A 21509-nucleotide genomic window follows, 5' to 3' on the forward strand; every position below is an offset into this window, starting at 1 on the left:
TGACGACCAAGGAGACCATCATGGCCGACATCAGTCTCGAAGCCGTCACAGGCAAGCTCAACCGGGTCGGCTATGAGGCCTTCATCCAGGCGCTGCGCCAGGCCAAGGGGGCGGGCAACCGCAATGTCGAGCTGGCGCACTGGCTTGCCCAGATACTGCAGCGGCGATCGACCGATATCGGCCTGACGGCGCAGCATTACAGCCTCGATATGGGCAAGCTCGCGACCGATATCGGGGGCGTCATCGAGGGCTTCCGCAAGAACGAGACGGAGATGCCCGGCGTCGCCAACAACATCGTCGACCTGCTCGACCGAGGCTGGCACTACGCGACGCTGTTCTTCGGCGAGACGCAGATCAGGACCGGCCATGTCCTGGTCGCTGCCTTGAAGTCGCTGGAGCTGCGCCGGGCGCTGACGGGTATTTCCAAGGAGTTCGGCAAGATCCCCGTCGACGAACTCGCCGCCGGCCACGCGAAGATCTGGGAAGGCTCGGAGGAGGAAAACCTGCGGCCGATGGATGGCTCAGGCCTGCTTGCTGCCGGCACGCCTGGCGCCGCGCAGGCCGAGGGTGCTAGGGGCACGACGGCGCTCGACCGCTTCTCGCAGGACCTGACCGTCAAGGCGCGCTCCGGGACGATGGACCCGATCCTCGGCCGCGACGACGAAATCCGCCAGGTCATCGACGTGCTGATGCGCCGCCGCCAGAACAACCCGATCCTGACCGGCGAGGCCGGCGTCGGCAAGACCGCCATCGCCGAGGGTTTCGCCCTGCGCGTCGCGGCCGGAGACGTGCCGCCGCCGCTGAAAGGCGTTCGCGTCGTCGCGCTCGATATCGGCCTGATGCAGGCCGGCGCCTCGATGAAGGGCGAGTTCGAGCAGCGGCTGCGCTCGGTGATCGACGAGGTCCAGTCTTCGCCAACGCCGGTGATCCTGTTCATCGACGAGGCGCATACGCTGATCGGCGCCGGCGGTGCAGCCGGCACGGGCGATGCCGCCAATCTGCTGAAACCCGCGCTGGCGCGCGGCACGCTGCGCACCATCGCGGCGACGACCTGGTCGGAATACCGGCAGTATTTCGAGAAGGACCCGGCGCTGACCCGGCGCTTCCAGCCGGTGAATGTCGACGAGCCGGATGTCGCGCGCTGCTGCACCATGCTGCGCGGGCTGATCGCCCCGATGGAGAAACACCACAAGGTGCGCATCTCCGATGCCGCTATCGTGGCTGCGGTGACGCTCTCGCACCGCTACATCCCGGCGCGCCAACTCCCCGACAAGGCGGTCAGCCTGCTCGACACCGCCTGCGCCCGCGTCGCGATCAGCCAGAGTGCGACGCCGGCCGCGATCGAGGATGCGCGGGTCGGCATCGCTGCCCTGGAGCAGGAGAAGGCTGCGCTGACCTCCGATCAGGACCTCGGCGGCGAAACCTCCAAGCGGCTGGGCGAGATCGATGTCGAGATCGCGGAGCGGCAGGAGAAACTCGCGGCGCTCGAAGCCGCCTGGGCGAGCGAACTTGCGATCGTCGAGGAGATCAAGGCGCTGCGCGTGCAACTCGGCGAGAAGCCGCCGGAGTCCGCCGCCGACCCCAAGGCCGATGTCGCGAGGGAGGTCGCTGCCGACGAAGCCGGGGAGGCCGCTCCCGAGGCCTCGGCCGCGCCCGTCGTGGACGCCGCGCCGGCGGTCGATCCCGCCGCGGCGCGCGCGACGCTGGCCGAGAAATTCGCGGCGCTGGGCGGCATCGATCCGGCGCAGCGCATGATCTACGCCCATGTCGACGAGCAGTCGGTCGCCTCGGTCGTCTCCGACTGGACCGGCATCCCGGTCGGTCGCATGGTCGCCGACGAGATCGAGACCGTGCTCAAGCTGGCCGAGACGCTGAACAAGCGCGTCGTCGGGCAGGATCACGGGCTGGCGATGATCGCAAGGCGCATCGAGACCAACCGCGCCAAGCTCGACAATCCAAACAAGCCGATCGGCGTGTTCATGCTCTGCGGCCCATCGGGCGTCGGCAAGACAGAGACGGCGCTGGCGCTGGCCGAGCAGCTCTATGGCGGCGAGCAGAACGTCATCACCATCAATATGAGCGAGTTCCAGGAGGCGCACACCGTCTCGACGCTGAAGGGAGCGCCTCCCGGCTATGTCGGCTATGGCGAGGGCGGGCGGCTGACCGAAGCAGTGCGGCGCAAGCCCTATTCGGTCGTCCTGCTCGACGAGGTCGAGAAGGCCCATCCGGACGTGCACGAACTGTTCTTCCAGGTCTTCGACAAGGGTGTGATGGAGGACGGCACGGGCCGGCGCATCGACTTCAAGAACACGCTGATCATCCTGACCTCGAATGTCGGCACCGACGAGATCATGCGGATGGCGGCCAACCCCGCCGAGCGGGCCGATCCGGAGGCGATGGCGGTGGCGCTTCGGCCGGCGCTGCTCCAGGTGTTCCCGCCGGCGCTGATCGGGCGCCTCGTCACGATCCCCTATTACCCGCTCTCGCCCGAGATGCTGGGCGGGATCGTCCGGCTCCAGCTCGGCCGAATCGGCAAGCGCATCCGCGACAACCACGATGCCGGCTTCGTCTATGACGATGCGGTGGTCGAGCACATCGTGGCGCAGTGCAACGACCCGGATTCGGGCGGGCGCATGATCGACAATATCGTCACCAACTCGATGCTGCCGGCGCTGTCGCGCGCGATTCTCGGCCTCCAGCTCGAAAAGATGCCGCTGACAGAGGCGAAGGTCTCGGTGGAGAACGGAGCTTTCGCCTACGCGGTGTCGTGATCGAGACGGTCGACGGGGGCGATCGAAACCGGGCTGGCGGCCCCCTGATTCCCGGCCTGGGCCGTCTCTCGTCCCGGCCGTCGGTCCAGCTCCATGATCGTGTCCTTCAGGCTTGGATTCACCCCGTTCGGGGTCCTCCGTATGACGGACCCCAGCCGCCTGCTACATATGCTCCATCGTCAGACGCATTCGAGGCGCCTGGCCAGGAGAGCGGCGGATGTTGCAACCAGCTCGCTTGAAGGCCCGATCCAGCCCGGCCGGCGGGGCGGCCGACCGGGTCGGCGAGCCGCCGCGCCCGCCCGACATGCGCAAAAAACGGCCCTCACTCGTTGGCAAGACGGGCCGGGTGATGGTGCTGGTCACGGCGGTGCTCGGGCTGTGCTGGGGCGCGACCGCAACCTGGCTGCTGTTTCAGGAGAAGAGCGTCGTCGCCGCGCTGCAACAGGAGCAGCAGGTCCTCCAGGCGAGCCATGACGAGAAGATGCGGGTGCTGACGCGCCGGCTGGTTAGCTCGATTGCGACCCAGCGCGCGCCCGGGGCGGCCGGCAAGGATGGTGGGGACGACCAGCTCACCGACCTGATCACGCGGCAGATCGAGCTCGAGGCGCGGCAGAACCTGCTCGGCACCCTGACCGGGCAGGCGGTGGCCCCGGTGCTGCCTGGAAGCGGAGCGCAGGCGCCGGGCGGGAGCGGGTTTGCCGCCAACGACGTCTTTGCCCCCGGCAACATCCTCGAACGCATCAACCCCGCGGTGGTGGCACCGCAGAAACGGCAGATCTCGGCCGCGCTGCGGGCCGAGGAGCCGCTGCCCCTGGCCGAGCGCATCGCGGTGCTGCAGCTATCGCTCGACCGGGTCGACCTCGCGCAGGGCCAGCAGGTTTCGGCACTCGGCCTGCGGCTGGCGGGGCGGGTGCAGGAGATCAGGGTGGCGCTGGCCGATCTCGGGCTGGATGTCGGCAAGCTCCGGCTGCCAGCTGCCCGGCAGGCGATGGGCGGGCCCTTGATCCCGTTTTCGGTGACGATGCGACCGGGCAGCTTCGAGCACCGGATCGTGCAGCTGGGCGAGGGGCAGGCTGTCTTTGGCCGCTGGCGCGAGCTCGCCCATATCGTTCCGCTGCGCCGGCCGCTCGACGGAGACGACAGCACGACGAGCAATTACGGCATGCGCACGGACCCGTTCACGGGGGCTGCGGCCATGCATGCCGGCATGGATTTTCGCGGCGAGACCGGGACGCCTATCCGGGCCACGGGGGCGGGGAAAGTGCTGCGGGCCGAGGTCGCCGGCGGCTATGGCAACCTCGTCGAGATCGACCACGGCAACGGGTTGACCAGCCGCTACGCCCATCTCAGCGCCTTCGACGTCAAGGCCGACCAGATCGTGCCACCCGGCGCGGTCATCGGCCGACTGGGCTCGACCGGGCGCTCGACGGGCCCTCATCTGCATTACGAGACCCGTCTCGCGGGCGAGGCCAGCAACCCGCTGAAGTTCATCGAGATCGGCAACAGGCTGTCGCAGCCTGCGCTGCCAGCAGGGATACGCTGAGCTGATCGGGATCAGCCCTTCGCCGCTTGCTCCGACATGAAGTGCTCGAGTGCCTGCTGATCGGCGGCGGTCAGCCGCAGGCCGAGCTTGCCGCGGCGCCAGAGCACATCGGCCCCGCGTTTCGCCCATTCTGCCCGCATGAGATAGAGCACTTCGCGCTCGTAGAGGTCGGCGCCGAAATGGCGGCCGAGATCGTCGACGCTGCCGGCGCCTGCAAGGATGCCAAGCGCCTTCGTGCCATAGGCGCGCACCAGCCGCGTCGCGGTCTTGTGCGCGAGCCAGGGATGGGCGGCGGCGAGGGCATCGACCTGCGCCTCGAAGCCCTCGACCGGAAAGTCGCCGCCGGGCAGGGTGCCGGTCACGGTCCAGGTCGGTCGGGCAGCCCAGCCCGCATGGGGGCCAAGCTTCTCCAATGCCGATTCGGCGAGGCGTCGATAGGTCGTGATCTTGCCGCCGAAGACCGAGAGCAGCGGCGCCTGGCCTTGAGGCGCATCGAGCGTCAGCACGTAGTCGCGCGTCGCCTCCTGCGCCTTGGAGGCGCCGTCGTCATAGAGCGGGCGCACGCCGGAATAGGTCCAGACCACGGATTGCGGCGTCACCGGCTCGCGGAAATACTCGCTCGCCGCAGCGCAGAGATAATCGATCTCCTCCGGCGTCGCCTTCGCCTCCGACGGATCGCCCTTGAAGTCGCGGTCTGTGGTGCCGATCAGGGTGAAGTCGCGCTCATAGGGAATAGCGAAGACGATGCGCCCGTCGCCGTTCTGGAAGATGTAGCAGCGGTCGTGCTCGTAAAGCTTGTGCACGACGATATGGCTGCCCTGGACCATGCGCACGGCGGCTTTGGTGTTGGAGCGAACCACGCCGCCCAGTATCTCGCCGACCCAGGGGCCGGCGGCGTTGACCAGCGCCTTGGCGAGCACGGTCGTGCGGGCGCCGTCGCTCTCGGTGGCGATCCGCCAGAGGCCGTTCTCGCGGTCGGCCGCGACGACGCGGGTGCGGGTGTGGATCGCGGCGCCCCTGCTCGCGGCATCCATCGCGTTCAGCACGACGAGGCGCGAATCCTCGACCCAGCAATCGGAATATTCGAAGGCCTTGGCGCCCTCGTCCTTGAGGGGACGGCCGGCTGCATCCTCGGCGAGGTCGAGCGTACGCGTCGCCGGCAACTTCCTGCGGCCGCCGATATGGTCGTAGAGGAAAAGGCCGAGCCGCAGCAGCCAGGCCGGGCGCAGGCCCTTGTGGTGCGGCAGCACGAAGCGCAGCGGCCAGATGATATGCGGCGCGATGGCCCAGAGCCGTTCGCGCTCCATCAGCGCCTCGCGCACGAGCCGGAACTCGTAATGCTCGAGATAGCGCAGCCCGCCATGGATCAGCTTGGTCGAGGCCGAGGAGGTGGCGCTGGCGAGGTCATCCTTCTCGAACAGGATGATGGAGGCGCCGCGCCCGGCTGCGTCGCGGGCAATGCCGCAGCCATTGATGCCGCCGCCGATGACGGCGAGATCGTAAGTCGGCTCGGTTTCGCTCATGCCGCCATCACGCCTTGAAGATGGTCGCGCCCGCAAGCCCATGGCGGGCGCAGGCATTGCGGGTATCCACGACAAGTTTCGCATGGGCGACGATCAGGCCGTAGTCCACCTCGTCATGGTCGGTCGCGATCAGCACCGCATCGAAGTCTGCGAGGCTCTCCGCCGTCAGGGGCGTGCTGGTGCGCGCGGTCAGCCCACCATGCTTGCGCGTCTTGCGAATCGCTGGGATGTGCGGGTCGTGATAGGCGGCCTGTGCGCCCCGGCTCTCGATCAGCTCGATCAGCTTGAGGGCAGGGCTCTCGCGCATGTCCTCGATGTTCTTCTTGTAGGCGAGGCCGATGACGAGGATGCGGGCCCCGCTGAAGCTCCGGCCAAGCTGGCGGTCGACGAGCTCGGCCAGCCGGTCGACGACGAGATAGGGCATCTCGGTGTTGATCTGGCCGGCGAGCTCGATGAAGCGCGTGGCGACGTCGAACTCGCGCGCCTTCCAGGTCAGGTAGAATGGGTCGATCGGGATGCAGTGCCCGCCGAGTCCGGGGCCGGGATAGAACGGCATGTAGCCGAAGGGCTTGGTCTTGGCCGCCTCGATCACCTCCCAGACATCGATGCCCATCGCGGCGTAGACCTGCTTCAACTCGTTGACGAGCGCGATGTTGACGGCGCGGAAGATGTTCTCCGTCAACTTCACCGCTTCGGCCGTCGCGGTCGAGGAGACCGGCACGGTCCTGACCACCAAGGCGGCATAGAGCGCATCGGCCATGGCGAGCGCGTCCGCACCGTCGCCGCCGACGACCTTGGGGATGTCGGAGGTGCCGAACTGGGCGTTGCCGGGGTCTTCGCGCTCGGGCGAATAGGCCAGGTAGAAGTCCTTGCCGCTGGCGAGGCCCGTCGCGTGTTCGAGGATCGGGCGCATCAGCTCGTCGGTGGTGCCGGGGTAGGTCGTCGATTCCAGCACGATGAGCTGGTCCTTGCGCAGGCGCCTGCCGATCGCCTCGGTGGTTTTCACGACATAGGACAGATCGGGCTCGCGATGGCGCGACAATGGGGTCGGTACGCAGATCAGCAATGCGTCGGGTTCAGACAGGCGCTCGACATCGGTGGTGGCCTCGAAGCGCCCGTTCGCGAGCCCTTCGACGATGAGGTCCATCGGGATGTGCTTGATCGTCTCCCGGCCGGCATTGATCTGGTCGACGCGAGCCTGGTCGATGTCAAAGCCGATGACCCTGATGCCCCGACGCAGCGCGGCGAGCGCGAGCGGGATGCCGACATAGCCGAGCCCGACCACGCCGAGCACGACCGAGCGGTCGCGCACCTTCTCCACGAACCGCTGCGCCGCCTGCGCCATCACCATCCACCTCGACTCCGGCAAGCTTCACCCGGGACCGAGATCGCGATCCGGCAGGGGCGTCGGCCGGGTCTGGTCCTTGCCGAGTTCAGGGGATGAGTCAACGCGAGCGCATCTCTCGTCCCATCCAGCGTTGCCGCCTCTCTCGTAACGGTCGGGCTTGTCGAGACCATCCACGGCTTCGCTGGTCGAGGCCTGTGGTCAAGACATGGATGCTCGCCACTAGGGCGAGCATGACGGAGATGGTCGCCGCGCTATACGGGTTGGAAGCCGCCGGGCGAGGATTCGGGTTTGGGGCAGACGTGGACATGAAGGGCGAGGAGGGCCCGGTGCAGCAGCCGGGATGGCGCGAGGCCGCGACGCGCCTGCTTGCGGCGCTCGAAGCCGTGCTGCGGGCGCTCGGCGCGACGCTGCTGGCCACGCTCTTCCTCGTGGTGATGGCGGCGGTCGTTCGCCGCTATATCCTTGGCGGTGGCTTCGTCTGGTCCGACGAGCTTGCGATCTGGCTGCATGTCGCGCTGATCGCGACCGGCGCACCGCTCGCTGTTACCGGCGCGCTCGCGATGCGGCTGGATGTAGTGGTGCGGCTGTTGCCATCGGGTCAGCGCCGGCTTGCGGACGCATTGGCCGGGGGCATCGCGGTGCACGGTGCGCTCGTGCTCGCGCTCGGGGGGGCGAATGTCGCGCTGCTCGTCGGCGGCACCTCGACCGTGCTCGGACTACCGGAATGGCTGCGCTTCGCCGTGTTTGCCCTCGGGGGCGGACTGACGGCGCTCGTCCTGACGCTGCGGGCGGCGCTCGACCGGGGCTGGCGCGATGCCTTGGCTGCCCTGCTGCTTGGGGCGTGCTTCTACGCGCTGGCGCAGCTCTCGACGGGGCTGGTCCTTGCGACACCCAGTCTCGCCGCAGCCCTGCTCGCCGGCTCCGGCCTGCTGCTGGGGGCGCCGCTCCCGCTCGCCTTGCTCGCGGGCGTCTCGATTGCCGGCGCCTTCGGCGGCCTGCTGCCGGAGCCGGCGATCGTCCAGAACACGGTCGCCGGGGTCTCGAAATTCCTGCTGCTGGCAATCCCTTTCTTCCTGTGGGCCGGCGAACTCCTGACGTCGGGTGGACTGGCCGAGCGCCTGGTGCGCTTCGCCGCCGCGCTGGTCGGGCATCGACGCGCGGGGCTCGCCCAGACGGCGCTGGTGTCGAGCGTGCTGTTTTCGGGCGCGTCGGGGTCGTCTGTCGCCAACGCCGCCTTCGGGGCCAAGGTGATGGCGCCGACGCTGGTGGCGCGCGGCTATCCGCCGGCCCATGCGGCGGCGATCGTCGCCGGTGTCTCCATGCTCGACAACATCATCCCGCCCTCGATCGCCTTCCTGCTGCTGGCGACGGCGACGAATCTCTCGGTCGGGTCGCTGCTGGTCGGCGGTTTCGTTGCCGGCGGCGTGCTGGCTGTGGCGCTCGCGATCGGCATCCATCTGACGGTGCGAAACGTCGTCGATGCGGCGCCGAAGGCGAGCCCGCGTGAGCGCGTGTCGAGCCTCATTGGCGCGCTGCCGGCGATCGGGCTTGGCGTCGTGGTGGTCATCGGCATCCGCTTCGGTGTCGTGACGGTGACGGAGGCCTCGGCACTCGCCGTCACCTATGCGCTGGTCGCCTGCCTGCTGCTGCGCAGCCTGAGCGGCCGGGGCATCCTGGCGGCGCTGCGCAGCACCGCAACAGAAGCGGCCGCGATCGGGCTGCTGATCGGCGCCTCGGCGCCCTTCGCCTTCCTGCTGGCGCTCGACCGCGTCTCCGACGTGATGGCCGGGCTGGTGACCGGGCTGGGCGGCGGGCCCTATGCTGTGATGCTGCTCGCCAATCTCGTGCTGCTGGTTGCGGGACTTTTCCTCGACATCGGGGCAGCGATCCTGCTGCTGGCGCCCTTGCTGCTGCCGGTCGCGGTCGCGGCCGGGCTCGATCCGATCCAGTTCGGCGTGATCCTGGTCGTCAACCTGATGATCCATGGGCTGACGCCGCCGCTCGGCATTCTGGTCTATGTCGTCAGCGGCATCATGCGCGTGCCGGCGGGCGCCGTGTTTCGGGCGGTGCTGCCGCTGCTCGGCGTGCTGCTCGTCGCGCTCGCGGTGCTGTCGCTCGGCGCTGCCGCCTGGCCGTCGCGCGCGCCAAGCTCGCTTGCCCTGTGGCTCAAGGCGCTGTTCTGATGTGCCACCTTGCGACGAGACAGGCCGACAGGACGCCAGCATGACCGTCACCGATATCGCGACGCGGACCTACAATCATGGCTGGCGGCTCGACCCGATCATCCGCAGCCTGCTCGACACGGATTTCTACAAGCTGCTGATGCTGCAGATGATCCGCGCCTTCCATCCGCAGGTCAAGGTCACCTTCTCGCTGATCAACCGCTCGAAGCATATCCGCCTTGCCGATATCGTCGACGAGGCGGAACTGCGCGCCCAGCTCGACCATGCCCGCAGCGTCCGCTTCTCGAAGAAGGAGCTGATCTGGCTTTCCGGCAACTCGTTCTATGGCAAGACGCAGATGTTCTCGCCGGAGTTCATCGCCTGGCTCGCCGATTTCCAGCTGCCGGAGTACGAGCTGCGCAAGGTCGACGGGCAGTACGAACTGCATTTCGAGGGGCCCTGGACCCACACCACGATGTGGGAGGTGCCGGCGCTCGCCATCATCAACGAATTGCGCGCGCGCCGGGTCATGGTCGGTGAGAGGCGCTTCGCGCTCGACGTGCTCTATGCCCGGGCCAAGGCGAAGATGTGGGACAAGGTCGAGCGGCTGCAGAAGCTGCCGAGCCTGCGTCTTTCGGATTTCGGGACGCGGCGGCGCCATGGCCATCTCTGGCAGCGCTGGTGCGTCGAGGCGCTGAAGGAGGGGCTGGGCGCAGCCTTCAGCGGCACCTCGAACGTGCTGCTGGCGATGGACAACGATCTCGAGGCGATCGGCACCAATGCCCATGAGCTGCCGATGGTGCTGGCCGCGCTCGCCGACAGCGACGAGGAACTGCTGCGCGCGCCTTATCGCGTGCTCGACGAATGGCGCCAGGTCTATGGCGGCAACCTGCTGATCGCTCTGCCCGACGCCTTCGGCACCACCGGCTTCCTGCGTCATGCGCCGGACTGGGTCGCCGACTGGACGGGGTTCCGGCCCGATTCGGCGCCGCCGATCCCGGCTGGCGAGGAGATCATGGCGTGGTGGCGCGCGCATGGGCGCGACCCGAAGGACAAGCTGCTGGTCTTCTCCGATGGGCTCGATGTCGATGCGATCGAGCGCGTCTACCGTCACTTCGACGGCAAGGTCCGGATGGCCTTCGGCTGGGGCACCGATCTCACCAACGACCTCGTCGGCTGCTCGCCGGACGGCTCGCGCGCGCTCGACCCGATGTCGCTGGTCTGCAAGGTGACGAAGGCGAATGGCCGCCCCGCGGTGAAGCTCTCCGACAATCCCGAGAAGGTCTCGGGCGAGGGCGGGGCGGTGGCGCGTTACCGGCGGGTGTTCGGCGTCGCCTAGCCAGCACCGGCTGCGCTGACGTCGGAGCGGTGGGTCACGTGCCGTCTGCTTACAAGGAGCGCGAAATGACCTATGGTAATGTTTCCGCTGGCGGCCACAGGTCTCGGCGTCGAGGCGGGATCGAAACGCTTGGCGAACAAGCGGCGGCAGGGTTTCGTCCTGGCGGGGGCAATATGGTCTGGTTTTCGAGAGCCCGGATTCTTCCGGCCGTCGCGTTGATCCTGATCGCCGCCGAGCCGCTCGACGCGATCGCAAAACCGATCAGCATGGTGCTTCTCGGCCAGACTGCTACGCTCGATATTCGTCCCGATCCGGACATGCCGGGGCCGCGCCCCGTCGAGGCAATGCTCAAATTCCTGCCGGCTGATCTGGCGGCCGCGACCGGCGGTCCCGCCGGCCTCGACGCGGCGCTGGCTGAGGTCGAGGAACGGGCCTGGGCGGCGCAGTTTCAATATGAGGACGCTGTCAAGGCGCTGCTAACCGCGCGCATGCGGCAGACGCCGAGGGCCAACGAGAACATCGTCGAGGAGGAGATCATCGAGAGCTTGCGGAACGGGCGGGGTTCGAGCTCGGCAGCGGTCTCCCAACGGCTTCACGATCAGCACGCGGCTTTGGTCCTGGTCGCGCGTGGCCTGCGCAGAGCGCTCAAGAAGCCGGAGAATCCGATTGCCATGCATTTCACGGTCCCGGATATGTCGAAGGAGCTCGTTCGATCCTATGAGGTCCAGGGCTTCAAGGCGATCGAAGCCTACCGTGGATTTCGGATCATCAAGGCAGCTTTCCGCTCGGGTGATCCCGCGCTCGTGGCCAGGACGGTGAGCTTCCCGCTGAAGCTCAACGGCGCGCCGTTGCGCGCGGTCCAGAATGCGGGGCAGTTGCGCCAGGCGATGCCTTATTTGATGGATCCGAAGATCCGCAAGGTCGTGGCGGCCCAATCTTTCGAGGAGCTGTTCTTGCGGGACCAGGGCGCGATGTTCGGGCAAGGCGAGGTCTGGATGGGCCCCTCCTTCCCGATGTTTCAGATCAAATCGGTCAACTTCGGTTCATGAGTCTCCGGTCTCAGGAGCGCCGTGCAAGCGCAACCTTGCATCCCACCCGAAAAACCCCTAATGCGACCGCGCTTTCGGAAGGCCTCGTAGGGCCGTTGTCAGGAAACAGGGTGTCATGGCCAAAGAGAAATTTGCTCGGACGAAGCCGCATTGCAACATTGGAACGATTGGTCACGTCGACCATGGCAAGACGTCTTTGACGGCTGCGATCACGAAGATCCTGGCGGAGTCGGGCGGGGCGACGTTCACGGCGTATGACCAGATCGACAAGGCTCCGGAAGAGAAGGCCCGCGGCATCACGATCTCGACGGCGCATGTCGAGTACGAGACGGCTGCGCGTCACTACGCTCACGTCGACTGCCCCGGCCACGCCGACTATGTGAAGAACATGATCACGGGCGCGGCGCAGATGGACGGCGCGATCCTGGTGGTGTCGGCGGCCGACGGCCCGATGCCGCAGACCCGCGAGCACATCCTTCTGGCGCGCCAGGTCGGCGTTCCGGCGCTGGTGGTGTTCATGAACAAGGTCGATCTCGTCGACGACGCCGAGCTGCTCGAGCTGGTCGAGATGGAGATCCGCGAGCTTCTGTCGAAATACGATTTCCCCGGCGACGACATCCCGATCACCAAGGGTTCGGCCAAGGTCGCGCTCGACAATGGCGACAAGACCATCGGCCATGACGCGGTTCTGGCGCTGATGAAGACGGTCGACGAGTACATCCCGCAGCCGGCGCGTCCGCTGGACCTGCCGTTCCTGATGCCGGTCGAGGACGTGTTCTCGATCTCGGGCCGCGGCACGGTGGTGACGGGTCGCGTCGAGCGCGGCATCGTCAAGGTCGGCGAGGAAATCGAGATCGTCGGGCTGAAGGACACGGTCAAGACGACGGTGACGGGCGTCGAGATGTTCCGCAAGCTGCTCGACCAGGGCCAGGCGGGCGACAACATCGGCGCGCTGCTGCGCGGCACGAAGCGTGAGGACGTCGAGCGCGGGCAGATCCTGTGCAAGCCGGGCTCTGTGAAGCCGCACACGAAGTTCAAGGCCGAGGCCTACATCCTGACCAAGGAGGAGGGCGGTCGCCACACCCCGTTCTTCACCAACTACCGCCCGCAGTTCTACTTCCGCACGACCGACGTGACGGGCGTGGTGCACCTGCCGGAAGGCACGGAGATGGTGATGCCGGGCGACAACATCGCCATGGAAGTGCACCTGATCGTGCCGATCGCGATGGAAGAGAAGCTGCGCTTCGCCATCCGCGAAGGCGGCAGGACCGTCGGCGCCGGCGTCGTCGCAAGCATCATCGCTTGATTCAAGCATTGGCTGCAAAGCTTTGAAGGGGCGGCGGAAACGCCGCCCTTTTTTGTGCCCGGCACCGAACGCGGTGTGTTTTTCGACTTGAAATGCTCAGCCCGTTGGGGCAAAGCATCGCCGACTACAGGGGTGTAGCTCAGTTGGTAGAGTACCGGTCTCCAAAACCGGTTGTCGTAGGTTCGAGCCCTACCGCCCCTGCCAGTTTCCCCATGGCCGATAGCGGCAGGGACTGGCGTCGTCAGATTTCCTTCCATCAGACAATGATGCGGGCCGCGTACGGCTCGCCTGTTTCTTCGTCGCCTGTTGCGACGGGGCGCGATCGGGCTCGTTGCCTCGGTCAGGGGTGGTCGAGGCCTTCGCCAAAAGGCGCTTGGCTAACGCGCCCGACCGTTGTAATAGGCTCGTCATACCGGCGCGTGGCTCCCTGAGCCCCGCGCCGCGAATGTTTCAGGACGGCCGAATCGGCGCCATGGCGAGAGCCAGCGAACCCGTTCGGAACCCGAGGTGACCCATGGCCAAGAGCAGCCCCTTCAGCTTCCTGCAGGACGTCCGCAACGAGGCCGGCAAGGTCACCTGGCCGTCGCGCCGCGAGACCTTGATCACGACGGGCCTCGTGCTCGCCATGGTCGTCGTCTCCAGCCTGTTCTTCCTCTTCACCGACACCATCATCCGCTGGTCGCTCGGCATCATCCTCGGCGCCCGTTGAACGGAATCAAGAACGTGAGCACCCGCTGGTACATCGTCCACGCCTATTCTAACTTCGAGAACAAGGTCGCGCAGTCGATCCGCGACCAGGCGGCGCAGCGCAATCTCGCCGACAAGTTCGATGAGGTGCTGGTCCCGACCGAGAAGGTCGTCGAGGTTCGCCGCGGCCGCAAGGTCGATGCCGAGCGCAAGTTCTTCCCCGGCTATGTGCTGGTGAAATGCGAGATGACCGACGAGGTCTATCACCTCATCAAGAACACGCCGAAGGTCACGGGCTTCCTGGGCGCCGACAAGGCCAAGCCCATGGCTATTCCCGAGCATGAGGCGATGCGGATCAAGGGCCAGGTCGCCGAAGGCATCGAGCGGCCGAAGCCGACCGTCGTCTTCGAGATCGGCGAGCAGGTGAAGGTCGCCGACGGCCCCTTCGCCTCCTTCAACGGCGTCGTCGAGGATGTCGATCACGGCCGCGCCCGCCTCAAGGTCGCTGTGTCGATCTTCGGTCGCGCCACGCCGGTCGAGCTGGAATACGGACAGGTCGAGAAGCTTTAACAGGCTTCCCTTCGGCGCCGCCTTGTGTCATAGGCGGCGCCTCACTTGCGTGGGAGGCGGGCCGGTCGCCAACCGGAACTCCCTGCCGCACCACGCTCTGCAACCATCCTGACCCCGGGCGAAAGCTGTCCGCGGGCAGGACGTCGTCGTTTCGATAGGCATCGGAGCAGGCGGCAGGAGCAGCCATCATGGCAAAGAAGATCACGGGCTACGTGAAGCTTCAGGTTCCGGCGGGCGCGGCCAATCCGTCGCCGCCGATCGGTCCGGCGCTGGGTCAGCGCGGCCTCAACATCATGGAATTCTGCAAGGCCTTCAATGCGAAGACCGCGCAGATGGAAAAGGGCATGCCGATCCCGGTGATCATCACCGCGTATCAGGACCGTTCCTTCACCTTCGAGATGAAGCAGCCGCCGGTGTCCTACTGGCTGAAGAAGGCCGCCGGCCTGACCTCCGGTTCCAAGACGCCTGGTCGCGGCGGCAATGTCGGCAAGGTGACGCTCGCCCAGATCAACGAGATCGCCGAGAAGAAGATGGCCGATCTCAACTGCGATTCGGTCGAATCCGCCTCGTCCATGATCAAGGGCTCCGCCCGGTCCATGGGCCTGGAAGTCGTGGGCTGAGGGGGCGAAAATGGCACATATCGCAAAGCGCGTCGTCAAGGGCCGTGAAGGCATTGACCGCACCAAGCTCTACCCGCTGACGGACGCCGTCTCGCTGGTCAAGGAGCGCGCCACCGCCAAGTTCGACGAGACCGTCGAGGTCTCGATGAATCTGGGCGTCGATCCGCGTCACGCCGACCAGATGGTCCGCGGCGTCTGCAACCTGCCGAACGGCTCGGGCCGCGTCCTGCGCGTCGCCGTGTTCGCGCGCGGCGCCAAGGCCGAGGAGGCCAAGAAGGCCGGTGCCGACATCGTCGGCGCGGAAGATCTCGTCGAGATCGTCCAGAAGGGCACGATCGATTTCGATCGCTGCATCGCGACCCCGGACATGATGCCGCTGGTCGGCCGCCTCGGTAAGGTGCTCGGCCCGCGTGGCCTGATGCCGAACCCGAAGGTCGGCACCGTCACCATGGACCTGACCACTGCGGTCGCCGCGTCCAAGGGCGGTTCGGTCGAGTTCCGCGTCGAGAAGGCCGGCATCGTGCATGCCGCCGTCGGCAAGGTCTCGTTCTCGGCCGAGAAGCTGGCGGAGAACATCAAGGCGTTCGCCGATTCGGTCGCCAAGGCCAAGCCCGCCGGCGCCAAGGGCACCTATATCCAGCGCGTCGCGATCTCCTCGACGATGGGTCCGGGCGTCAAGATCGAGCCGAACAGCGTCCTGGGCGGCTGATCGGAATTTGCCGTTCTTTCGGCCGGCTCACGCCGGCCGGATTTCCGTCCCGCTCCCCGATCGGACGAGACGGTACTTGGCAGAGGCAGGCGAAGGCGCTATGACGCTCGCCTGTTTCCATAAGTGATGTGGGCTCCGGCGTGCTTCGCACGAAGGGGTCCGTTTCGCGTTTTTCGGCGGCTTGCCGCCGAAAGATGGGTTTTTGGGGCGTCCGGAGCGATCCAGGCGGCCGAATCACCCAGTCCTGTCTGAGACTGCAGGTGCTCCGAGGGTTCGCCCGAGGGCATAATTTCGCCAAGAGGCCTGCATAGACGGTGCAAGAGCTCAACCGGGGTCGCAAGATCCCGAAGACGGTTCGAACCATCTCGCCCGATCGCGGCTTTCGAGCTTGATCGGGGACAGGGCACTGAGCGTCGCTCCGATGAAGCGCTGGTGTCAACCGGGGTTTTTGACGAGCGGCACGTGCAACCGGCGGCGAGCCCTCACAGGCCTGCCGCCTACCGGAGAGAGCCCAGTGGATAAAGCGGCAAAAACAGATGCCGTCGCGACCCTGAACGGCGTGTTTGCGAACACGTCGGTCGTTGTCGTGGCCCACTATGCGGGTTTGACGGTGGCTCAGTTCCAGAAGCTTCGTCGCGAGATGAAGGCCAATGGCGCCACCGTGAAGGTCGCAAAGAACCGGCTGGCCAAGATCGCTCTTGAAGGCACCGACGTCGCGTCCATCAGCAACCTGCTGACGGGCCCCACCCTGATCGCCTATTCCAGCGATCCGGTCGCGGCGCCGAAGGTCGCCACCGCTTTCGCCAAGGACAACGACAAGCTCGTCATCCTCGGCGGCGCGATGGGCAAGACCGCCCTGAACCCCGAAGGCGTCAAGGCTCTGGCCTCCATGCCCTCGCTCGACGAACTGCGCGCCAAGCTGCTCGGCCTCCTTGTGGCCCCTGCAACGAAGATCGCCCAGCTCTCGACCGCGCCTGCCGCAAAGCTCGCGCGCGTGTTCCAGGCATATGCCGACAAGGATGCGGCCTGATCCAGGCCAGTTACCCCTGAAAACCGTTCGAACCTCTTACCATATAGGAGCCTAACATGGCTGATCTTGCCAAGCTCGTCGACGAGCTGTCGTCCCTCACGGTCCTTGAGGCCGCCGACCTCGCCAAGCTTCTCGAAGAGAAGTGGGGCGTTTCCGCCGCCGCCGCCGTTGCGGTTGCCGGCCCGGCTGCTGGCCCCGCCGCCGCCGCCGTTGAAGAGCAGACCGAGTTCACCGTCGTTCTTGCCGCCGCTGGCGACAAGAAGATCGAGGTGATCAAGGAAGTCCGCGCCATCACCGGTCTCGGCCTCAAGGAAGCCAAGGACCTGGTCGAAGCTGCTCCGAAGCCTGTCAAGGAGTCGGTCGGCAAGGACGAGGCCGAAAAGCTCAAGAAGCAGCTCGAGGCCGTCGGCGCCAAGGTCGAGCTCAAGTGAGCAGGGCCGGCTTGATGCCGGTCCGACCCTAGTCAAGACCAGACAGTCCCGGGGTGGTCTCCACCTCCGGGGCTGTCGCGTCGTTTCCGCGCTCCGGTGCGGAAAGGTTGCAGGGGCCCTCGATGCAGCTTCGCGTTGCAGGGCCGCGTTTCAGATAATGTCGGCGCGATGATGCGCCGAACGGCTCACCCGGCGGCCTGGCCGCCTTTCATCCGGCAGACCGCCAGGTGAGCCGTCCGAGATTGCGAGGAACAACATGGTCAATTCGCTCCAGGGCCGCAGGCGCGTCCGCAAGTTCTTCGGCAAACTCAAGGAAGTGGCGCAGATGCCGAACCTCATCGAGGTTCAGAAGGCGTCCTACGACCAGTTCCTGATGGTCGACGAGCCCAAGGGTGGCCGCGGCGACGAGGGCCTGCAGTCCGTCTTCAGGTCGGTGTTCCCGATCGGCGATTTCTCGGGCGCCTCGCTGCTTGAATTCGTCAAGTACACCTTCGAGCCGCCGAAATACGATGTCGACGAGTGCCGCCAGCGCGGCATGACCTTCTCGGCGCCGCTCAAGGTGACGCTGCGCCTGATCGTGTTCGATATCGATCCCGACACCCAGGCGAAGTCGGTCAAGGACATTAAGGAGCAGGATGTCTACATGGGCGACATGCCGCTCATGACCGATAACGGCACCTTCATCGTCAACGGCACCGAGCGCGTCATCGTCTCGCAGATGCACCGCTCGCCGGGCGTGTTCTTCGATCACGACAAGGGCAAGACCCATTCGTCGGGCAAGCTCTTGTTCGCCGCCCGCATCATCCCGTATCGCGGCTCCTGGCTCGACATCGAGTTCGACGCCAAGGACATCGTTTATGCGCGCATCGACCGGAAGCGCAAGATTCCGGTGACGTCGCTGCTGTTCGCGCTCGGCATGGACGGCGAGGAGATCCTCAGCCGCTTCTACAACCACATCGCCTATGCCCGCGACGGCAAGGGCTGGCGCGTGCCCTACGATGCCGAGCGCATGAAGGGCTTCAAGACGACCGAGGACATGATCGACGCCGACACCGGCGAGGTCGTGGTCGAGGCCGGCAAGAAGCTCGTTGCCCGCACCGCCCGGCAACTAGCCGAGAAGGGCCTCAAGTTCCTGCGCGCCACGGACGAGGACCTCTACACCCAGTACATCGCCGAGGACCTGGTCAATCCGGCGACCGGCGAGGTCTTCGCCGAGGCTGGCGAGGAGATCAACGAGAAGCTCCTCAAGCTGCTAACCGACGAGGGTTTCGACGAGATCCCGGTGCTCGACATCGACCACATCACGGTCGGCCCCTATATCCGCAACACGCTGAACGTAGACAAGAACTCGCGCCGTGAAGAGGCGCTGTTCGACATCTACCGCGTGATGCGTCCGGGCGAGCCGCCGACGCTCGAGACCGCCGAGAACATGTTCCAGTCGCTGTTCTTCGACGCCGAGCGCTACGACCTCTCGGCCGTCGGCCGCGTCAAGATGAACATGCGCCTCGACCTCGACGCCGAGGACACCGTGCGCATCCTGCGCAAGGAGGACATCTTCGCGGTCGTCAAGGCGCTGGTCGACCTGCGCGACGGCAAGGGCGAGATCGACGACATCGACCATCTCGGCAACCGGCGCGTGCGCTCGGTCGGCGAGCTGATGGAGAACCAGTATCGCCTGGGCCTGCTGCGCATGGAGCGCGCCATCAAGGAGCGCATGTCCTCGGTCGACATCGACACGGTGATGCCGCAGGACCTGATCAACGCGAAGCCTGCGGCCGCCGCCGTGCGCGAGTTCTTCGGCTCGTCGCAGCTCTCGCAGTTCATGGACCAGACGAACCCCCTCTCGGAAGTCACACATAAGCGTCGTCTTTCGGCGCTTGGCCCGGGTGGTCTGACCCGCGAGCGCGCCGGCTTCGAGGTGCGCGACGTGCACCCGACGCATTACGGCCGCATCTGCCCGATCGAGACGCCGGAAGGCCCGAATATCGGCCTGATCAACTCGCTCGCCACCTTCGCGCGGGTGAACAAGTACGGCTTTATCGAGAGCCCCTATCGCCGCATCCGTGACGGCAAGCAGACCGAGGAGATCATCTATCTCTCGGCGATGGAGGAGGCGAAGTACAACGTCGCCCAGGCCAATGCCGCCGTCGACAAGGAAGGCCGTCTGACGGACGATCTGATCGTCTGTCGCCGCGCCGGCGAGGTCATCGTCACGCCGGTCGACAAGGTCGACTTCCAGGACGTGTCGCCGAAGCAGCTCGTCTCGGTCGCCGCGGCGCTGATCCCGTTCCTCGAGAACGACGACGCCAACCGCGCGCTGATGGGCTCGAACATGCAGCGCCAGGCGGTGCCGCTGGTTCGCGCCGATGCGCCCTTCGTCGGCACCGGCATGGAAGCTGTCGTCGCCCGTGACTCGGGCGCCGCGATCGCGGCCCGCCGCGCCGGCGTCGTCGACCAGGTCGACGCGACGCGTATCGTCATCCGCGCTTCCGACGAGATGGACCCGACCAAGCCGGGCGTTGACATCTACCGGCTGCAGAAGTTCCAACGCTCGAACCAGTCGACCTGCATCACGCAGCGTCCGCTGGTGCGCGTCGGCGACGTCATCAAGAAGGGTGACATCGTCGCTGACGGCCCGTCGACTGAGTTCGGCGAGCTTGCGCTCGGCCGCAACGTGCTCGTCGCGTTCATGCCGTGGAACGGCTACAACTTCGAGGACTCGATCCTGCTCTCGGAGAAGATCGTCTCGGAAGACATCTTCACCTCGATCCATATCGAGGAATTCGAAGTCATGGCCCGCGACACCAAGCTCGGGCCGGAGGAGATCACGCGCGACATTCCGAACGTTTCGGAAGAGGCGCTGAAGAACCTCGACGAAGCCGGCATCGTCTATATCGGCGCCGAAGTGGCGGCTGGCGACATCCTCGTGGGCAAGATCACGCCCAAGGGCGAAAGCCCGATGACGCCGGAGGAGAAGCTGCTCCGCGCCATCTTCGGCGAGAAGGCCTCGGACGTCCGCGACACCTCGCTGCGGGTTCCGCCCGGCGTGCAGGGCACGATCGTCGAGGTGCGCGTGTTCAACCGCCATGGCGTCGACAAGGACGAGCGCGCCCAGGCGATCGAGCGCGAGGAGATCGAGCGTCTCGCCAAGGACCGCGACGACGAGCAGGCGATCCTGGACCGCAACACTTTCGCGCGTCTTGGCGACATCCTGACCGGCAAGGTCGGTCTCGCCGGTCCGAAGGGCTTCAAGAAGGACACGGTCATCTCCCGCGAGGGCATGTCCGAGTTCCCGCGCTCGCAGTGGTGGCTGTTCGCGGTCGGCGACGACCCGCTGATGACCGAGATCGAAGCGATGCGGAAGCAGTACGACGAGTCGAAGAAGCGCCTCGAGCAGCGCTTCCTCGACAAGGTCGAGAAGCTGCAGCGCGGCGACGAACTGCCTCCGGGCGTGATGAAGATGGTCAAGGTCTTCGTCGCGGTGAAGCGCAAGATCCAGCCGGGCGACAAGATGGCCGGCCGTCACGGCAACAAGGGCGTGGTCTCGCGCATCGTTGCCGCCGAGGACATGCCGTTCCTCGAGGACGGCACCCATGCCGACATCGTGCTGAACCCGCTGGGCGTGCCGTCGCGTATGAATGTCGGGCAGATCCTGGAGACCCATCTGGGCTGGGCCGCTGCCGGTCTCGGCAAGCAGATCGGTGCGGCGATCGACGCGTACAAGAAGGCGCATGACGTCAAGGCGCTGCGGGCTTCGTTCGACGCTGTCTACGAGGACAACGAGATCATCGCCTCGATGGACGAGAACGAGCTCGTCGAGATGGGCCAGAACCTGCGCCGCGGCGTTCCGATCGCGACGCCGGTGTTCAACGGCGCCAAGGAGGCCGATATCGAGCGGCTGCTGGAGCAAGCGGGCTTGCACTCGTCCGGCCAGTCCACGCTCTATGACGGCCGGACTGGCGAGCCCTTCGACCGCAAGGTCACGATGGGCTACATCTACATGCTGAAGCTGCACCATCTGGTCGACGACAAGATCCATGCCCGTTCGATCGGCCCGTACTCGCTCGTTACCCAGCAGCCGCTGGGCGGCAAGGCGCAGTTCGGCGGACAGCGCTTCGGCGAGATGGAGGTCTGGGCGCTCGAGGCTTACGGCGCCGCCTACACGCTGCAAGAAATGCTGACGGTGAAGTCGGACGACGTCGCGGGCCGTACCAAGGTCTACGAGTCGATCGTGCGCGGCGAGGACAACTTCGAGGCGGGCATCCCCGAGAGCTTCAACGTGCTCGTCAAGGAAATGCGCTCGCTCGGCCTCAACGTCGAACTGGTCAGCAACAAGCCGCGCCCCGGCGAGTTGCCGCCGGCCGAAGCGGCCGAATAAGGCTTGCGCGCCTCCGCGAGGGGGCAGCGCGCCGGACACGACA

15 protein-coding genes and 1 tRNA gene are annotated in these 21509 nt (G+C 66.3%); 14 read left to right on the forward strand and 2 right to left on the reverse strand.

Annotated features, from left to right (window positions below):
- Nucleotides 1-20: 20 nt before the first annotated feature.
- Nucleotides 21-2771 carry a type VI secretion system ATPase TssH gene (gene tssH / locus C8D03_RS20430; RefSeq protein WP_108049182.1) on the forward strand — a complete coding sequence of 917 codons (2751 nt, stop codon included), beginning with the start codon at nt 21-23 and terminating at the stop codon, nt 2769-2771.
- Nucleotides 2772-2988: 217 nt separating this feature from the next.
- On the forward strand, nt 2989-4314 hold the full coding sequence (locus C8D03_RS20435) for a M23 family metallopeptidase (RefSeq protein ID WP_108049184.1): 1326 nt from the start codon (nt 2989-2991) through the stop codon (nt 4312-4314).
- A gap of 11 nt (nt 4315-4325) precedes the next feature.
- Here C8D03_RS20435 and glpD read toward each other — a convergent pair whose 3' ends face one another.
- Entirely contained in the window at nt 4326-5837 is a 1512-nt protein-coding gene (glpD, locus tag C8D03_RS20440; RefSeq protein ID WP_108049186.1) for a glycerol-3-phosphate dehydrogenase, read from the reverse strand.
- 7 nt (nt 5838-5844) lie between these two features.
- Entirely contained in the window at nt 5845-7182 is a 1338-nt protein-coding gene (locus C8D03_RS20445; RefSeq protein ID WP_108051856.1) for a nucleotide sugar dehydrogenase, read from the reverse strand.
- Nucleotides 7183-7490: 308 nt separating this feature from the next.
- On the opposite strand from C8D03_RS20445, the gene C8D03_RS20450 reads away from it, so the two are divergent.
- From C8D03_RS20450 to rpoB, 12 genes are all read left to right on the forward strand, one after another.
- On the forward strand, nt 7491-9368 hold the full coding sequence (locus C8D03_RS20450) for a TRAP transporter large permease (RefSeq protein ID WP_108049188.1): 1878 nt from the start codon (nt 7491-7493) through the stop codon (nt 9366-9368).
- Nucleotides 9369-9408: 40 nt separating this feature from the next.
- On the forward strand, nt 9409-10686 hold the full coding sequence (pncB, locus tag C8D03_RS20455) for a nicotinate phosphoribosyltransferase (protein WP_108049191.1): 1278 nt from the start codon (nt 9409-9411) through the stop codon (nt 10684-10686).
- 29 nt (nt 10687-10715) lie between these two features.
- Complete coding sequence (locus tag C8D03_RS20460; protein ID WP_146170241.1) at nt 10716-11735, forward strand: hypothetical protein; 1020 nt, start codon at nt 10716-10718, stop codon at nt 11733-11735.
- Between the two features lie 115 nt (nt 11736-11850).
- The gene (gene tuf, locus C8D03_RS20465) at nt 11851-13041 is read left to right on the forward strand and encodes an elongation factor Tu (RefSeq protein WP_103872334.1); all 1191 of its coding nucleotides are present in this window, start codon (nt 11851-11853) and stop codon (nt 13039-13041) included.
- 128 nt (nt 13042-13169) lie between these two features.
- Nucleotides 13170-13245, forward strand: a tRNA-Trp gene (locus tag C8D03_RS20470).
- A 310-nt stretch (nt 13246-13555) separates the two neighbouring features.
- Nucleotides 13556-13750, forward strand: coding sequence for a preprotein translocase subunit SecE (secE, locus tag C8D03_RS20475; RefSeq protein WP_108049195.1), 195 nt, complete (start codon nt 13556-13558; stop codon nt 13748-13750).
- Nucleotides 13751-13764: 14 nt separating this feature from the next.
- Entirely contained in the window at nt 13765-14298 is a 534-nt protein-coding gene (nusG, locus tag C8D03_RS20480; protein WP_108051857.1) for a transcription termination/antitermination protein NusG, read from the forward strand.
- Between the two features lie 188 nt (nt 14299-14486).
- Nucleotides 14487-14918 (forward strand): 50S ribosomal protein L11, encoded by a 432-nt coding sequence (rplK, locus tag C8D03_RS20485; RefSeq protein WP_108049197.1) that lies wholly within the window; start codon nt 14487-14489, stop codon nt 14916-14918.
- 10 nt (nt 14919-14928) lie between these two features.
- Entirely contained in the window at nt 14929-15627 is a 699-nt protein-coding gene (gene rplA, locus C8D03_RS20490) for a 50S ribosomal protein L1 (protein WP_108049199.1), read from the forward strand.
- A 514-nt stretch (nt 15628-16141) separates the two neighbouring features.
- Nucleotides 16142-16657: a 50S ribosomal protein L10 gene (gene rplJ / locus C8D03_RS20495; protein WP_108049201.1), complete on the forward strand. Its 516-nt coding sequence runs from the start codon at nt 16142-16144 to the stop codon at nt 16655-16657.
- A 56-nt stretch (nt 16658-16713) separates the two neighbouring features.
- Complete coding sequence (gene rplL, locus C8D03_RS20500; RefSeq protein WP_056805214.1) at nt 16714-17088, forward strand: 50S ribosomal protein L7/L12; 375 nt, start codon at nt 16714-16716, stop codon at nt 17086-17088.
- A 256-nt stretch (nt 17089-17344) separates the two neighbouring features.
- Complete coding sequence (gene rpoB / locus C8D03_RS20505; RefSeq protein WP_108049203.1) at nt 17345-21466, forward strand: DNA-directed RNA polymerase subunit beta; 4122 nt, start codon at nt 17345-17347, stop codon at nt 21464-21466.
- Nucleotides 21467-21509: the final 43 nt, after the last annotated feature.

This window comes from Bosea sp. 124, assembly GCF_003046175.1.
Classification (GTDB): domain Bacteria; phylum Pseudomonadota; class Alphaproteobacteria; order Rhizobiales; family Beijerinckiaceae; genus Allobosea.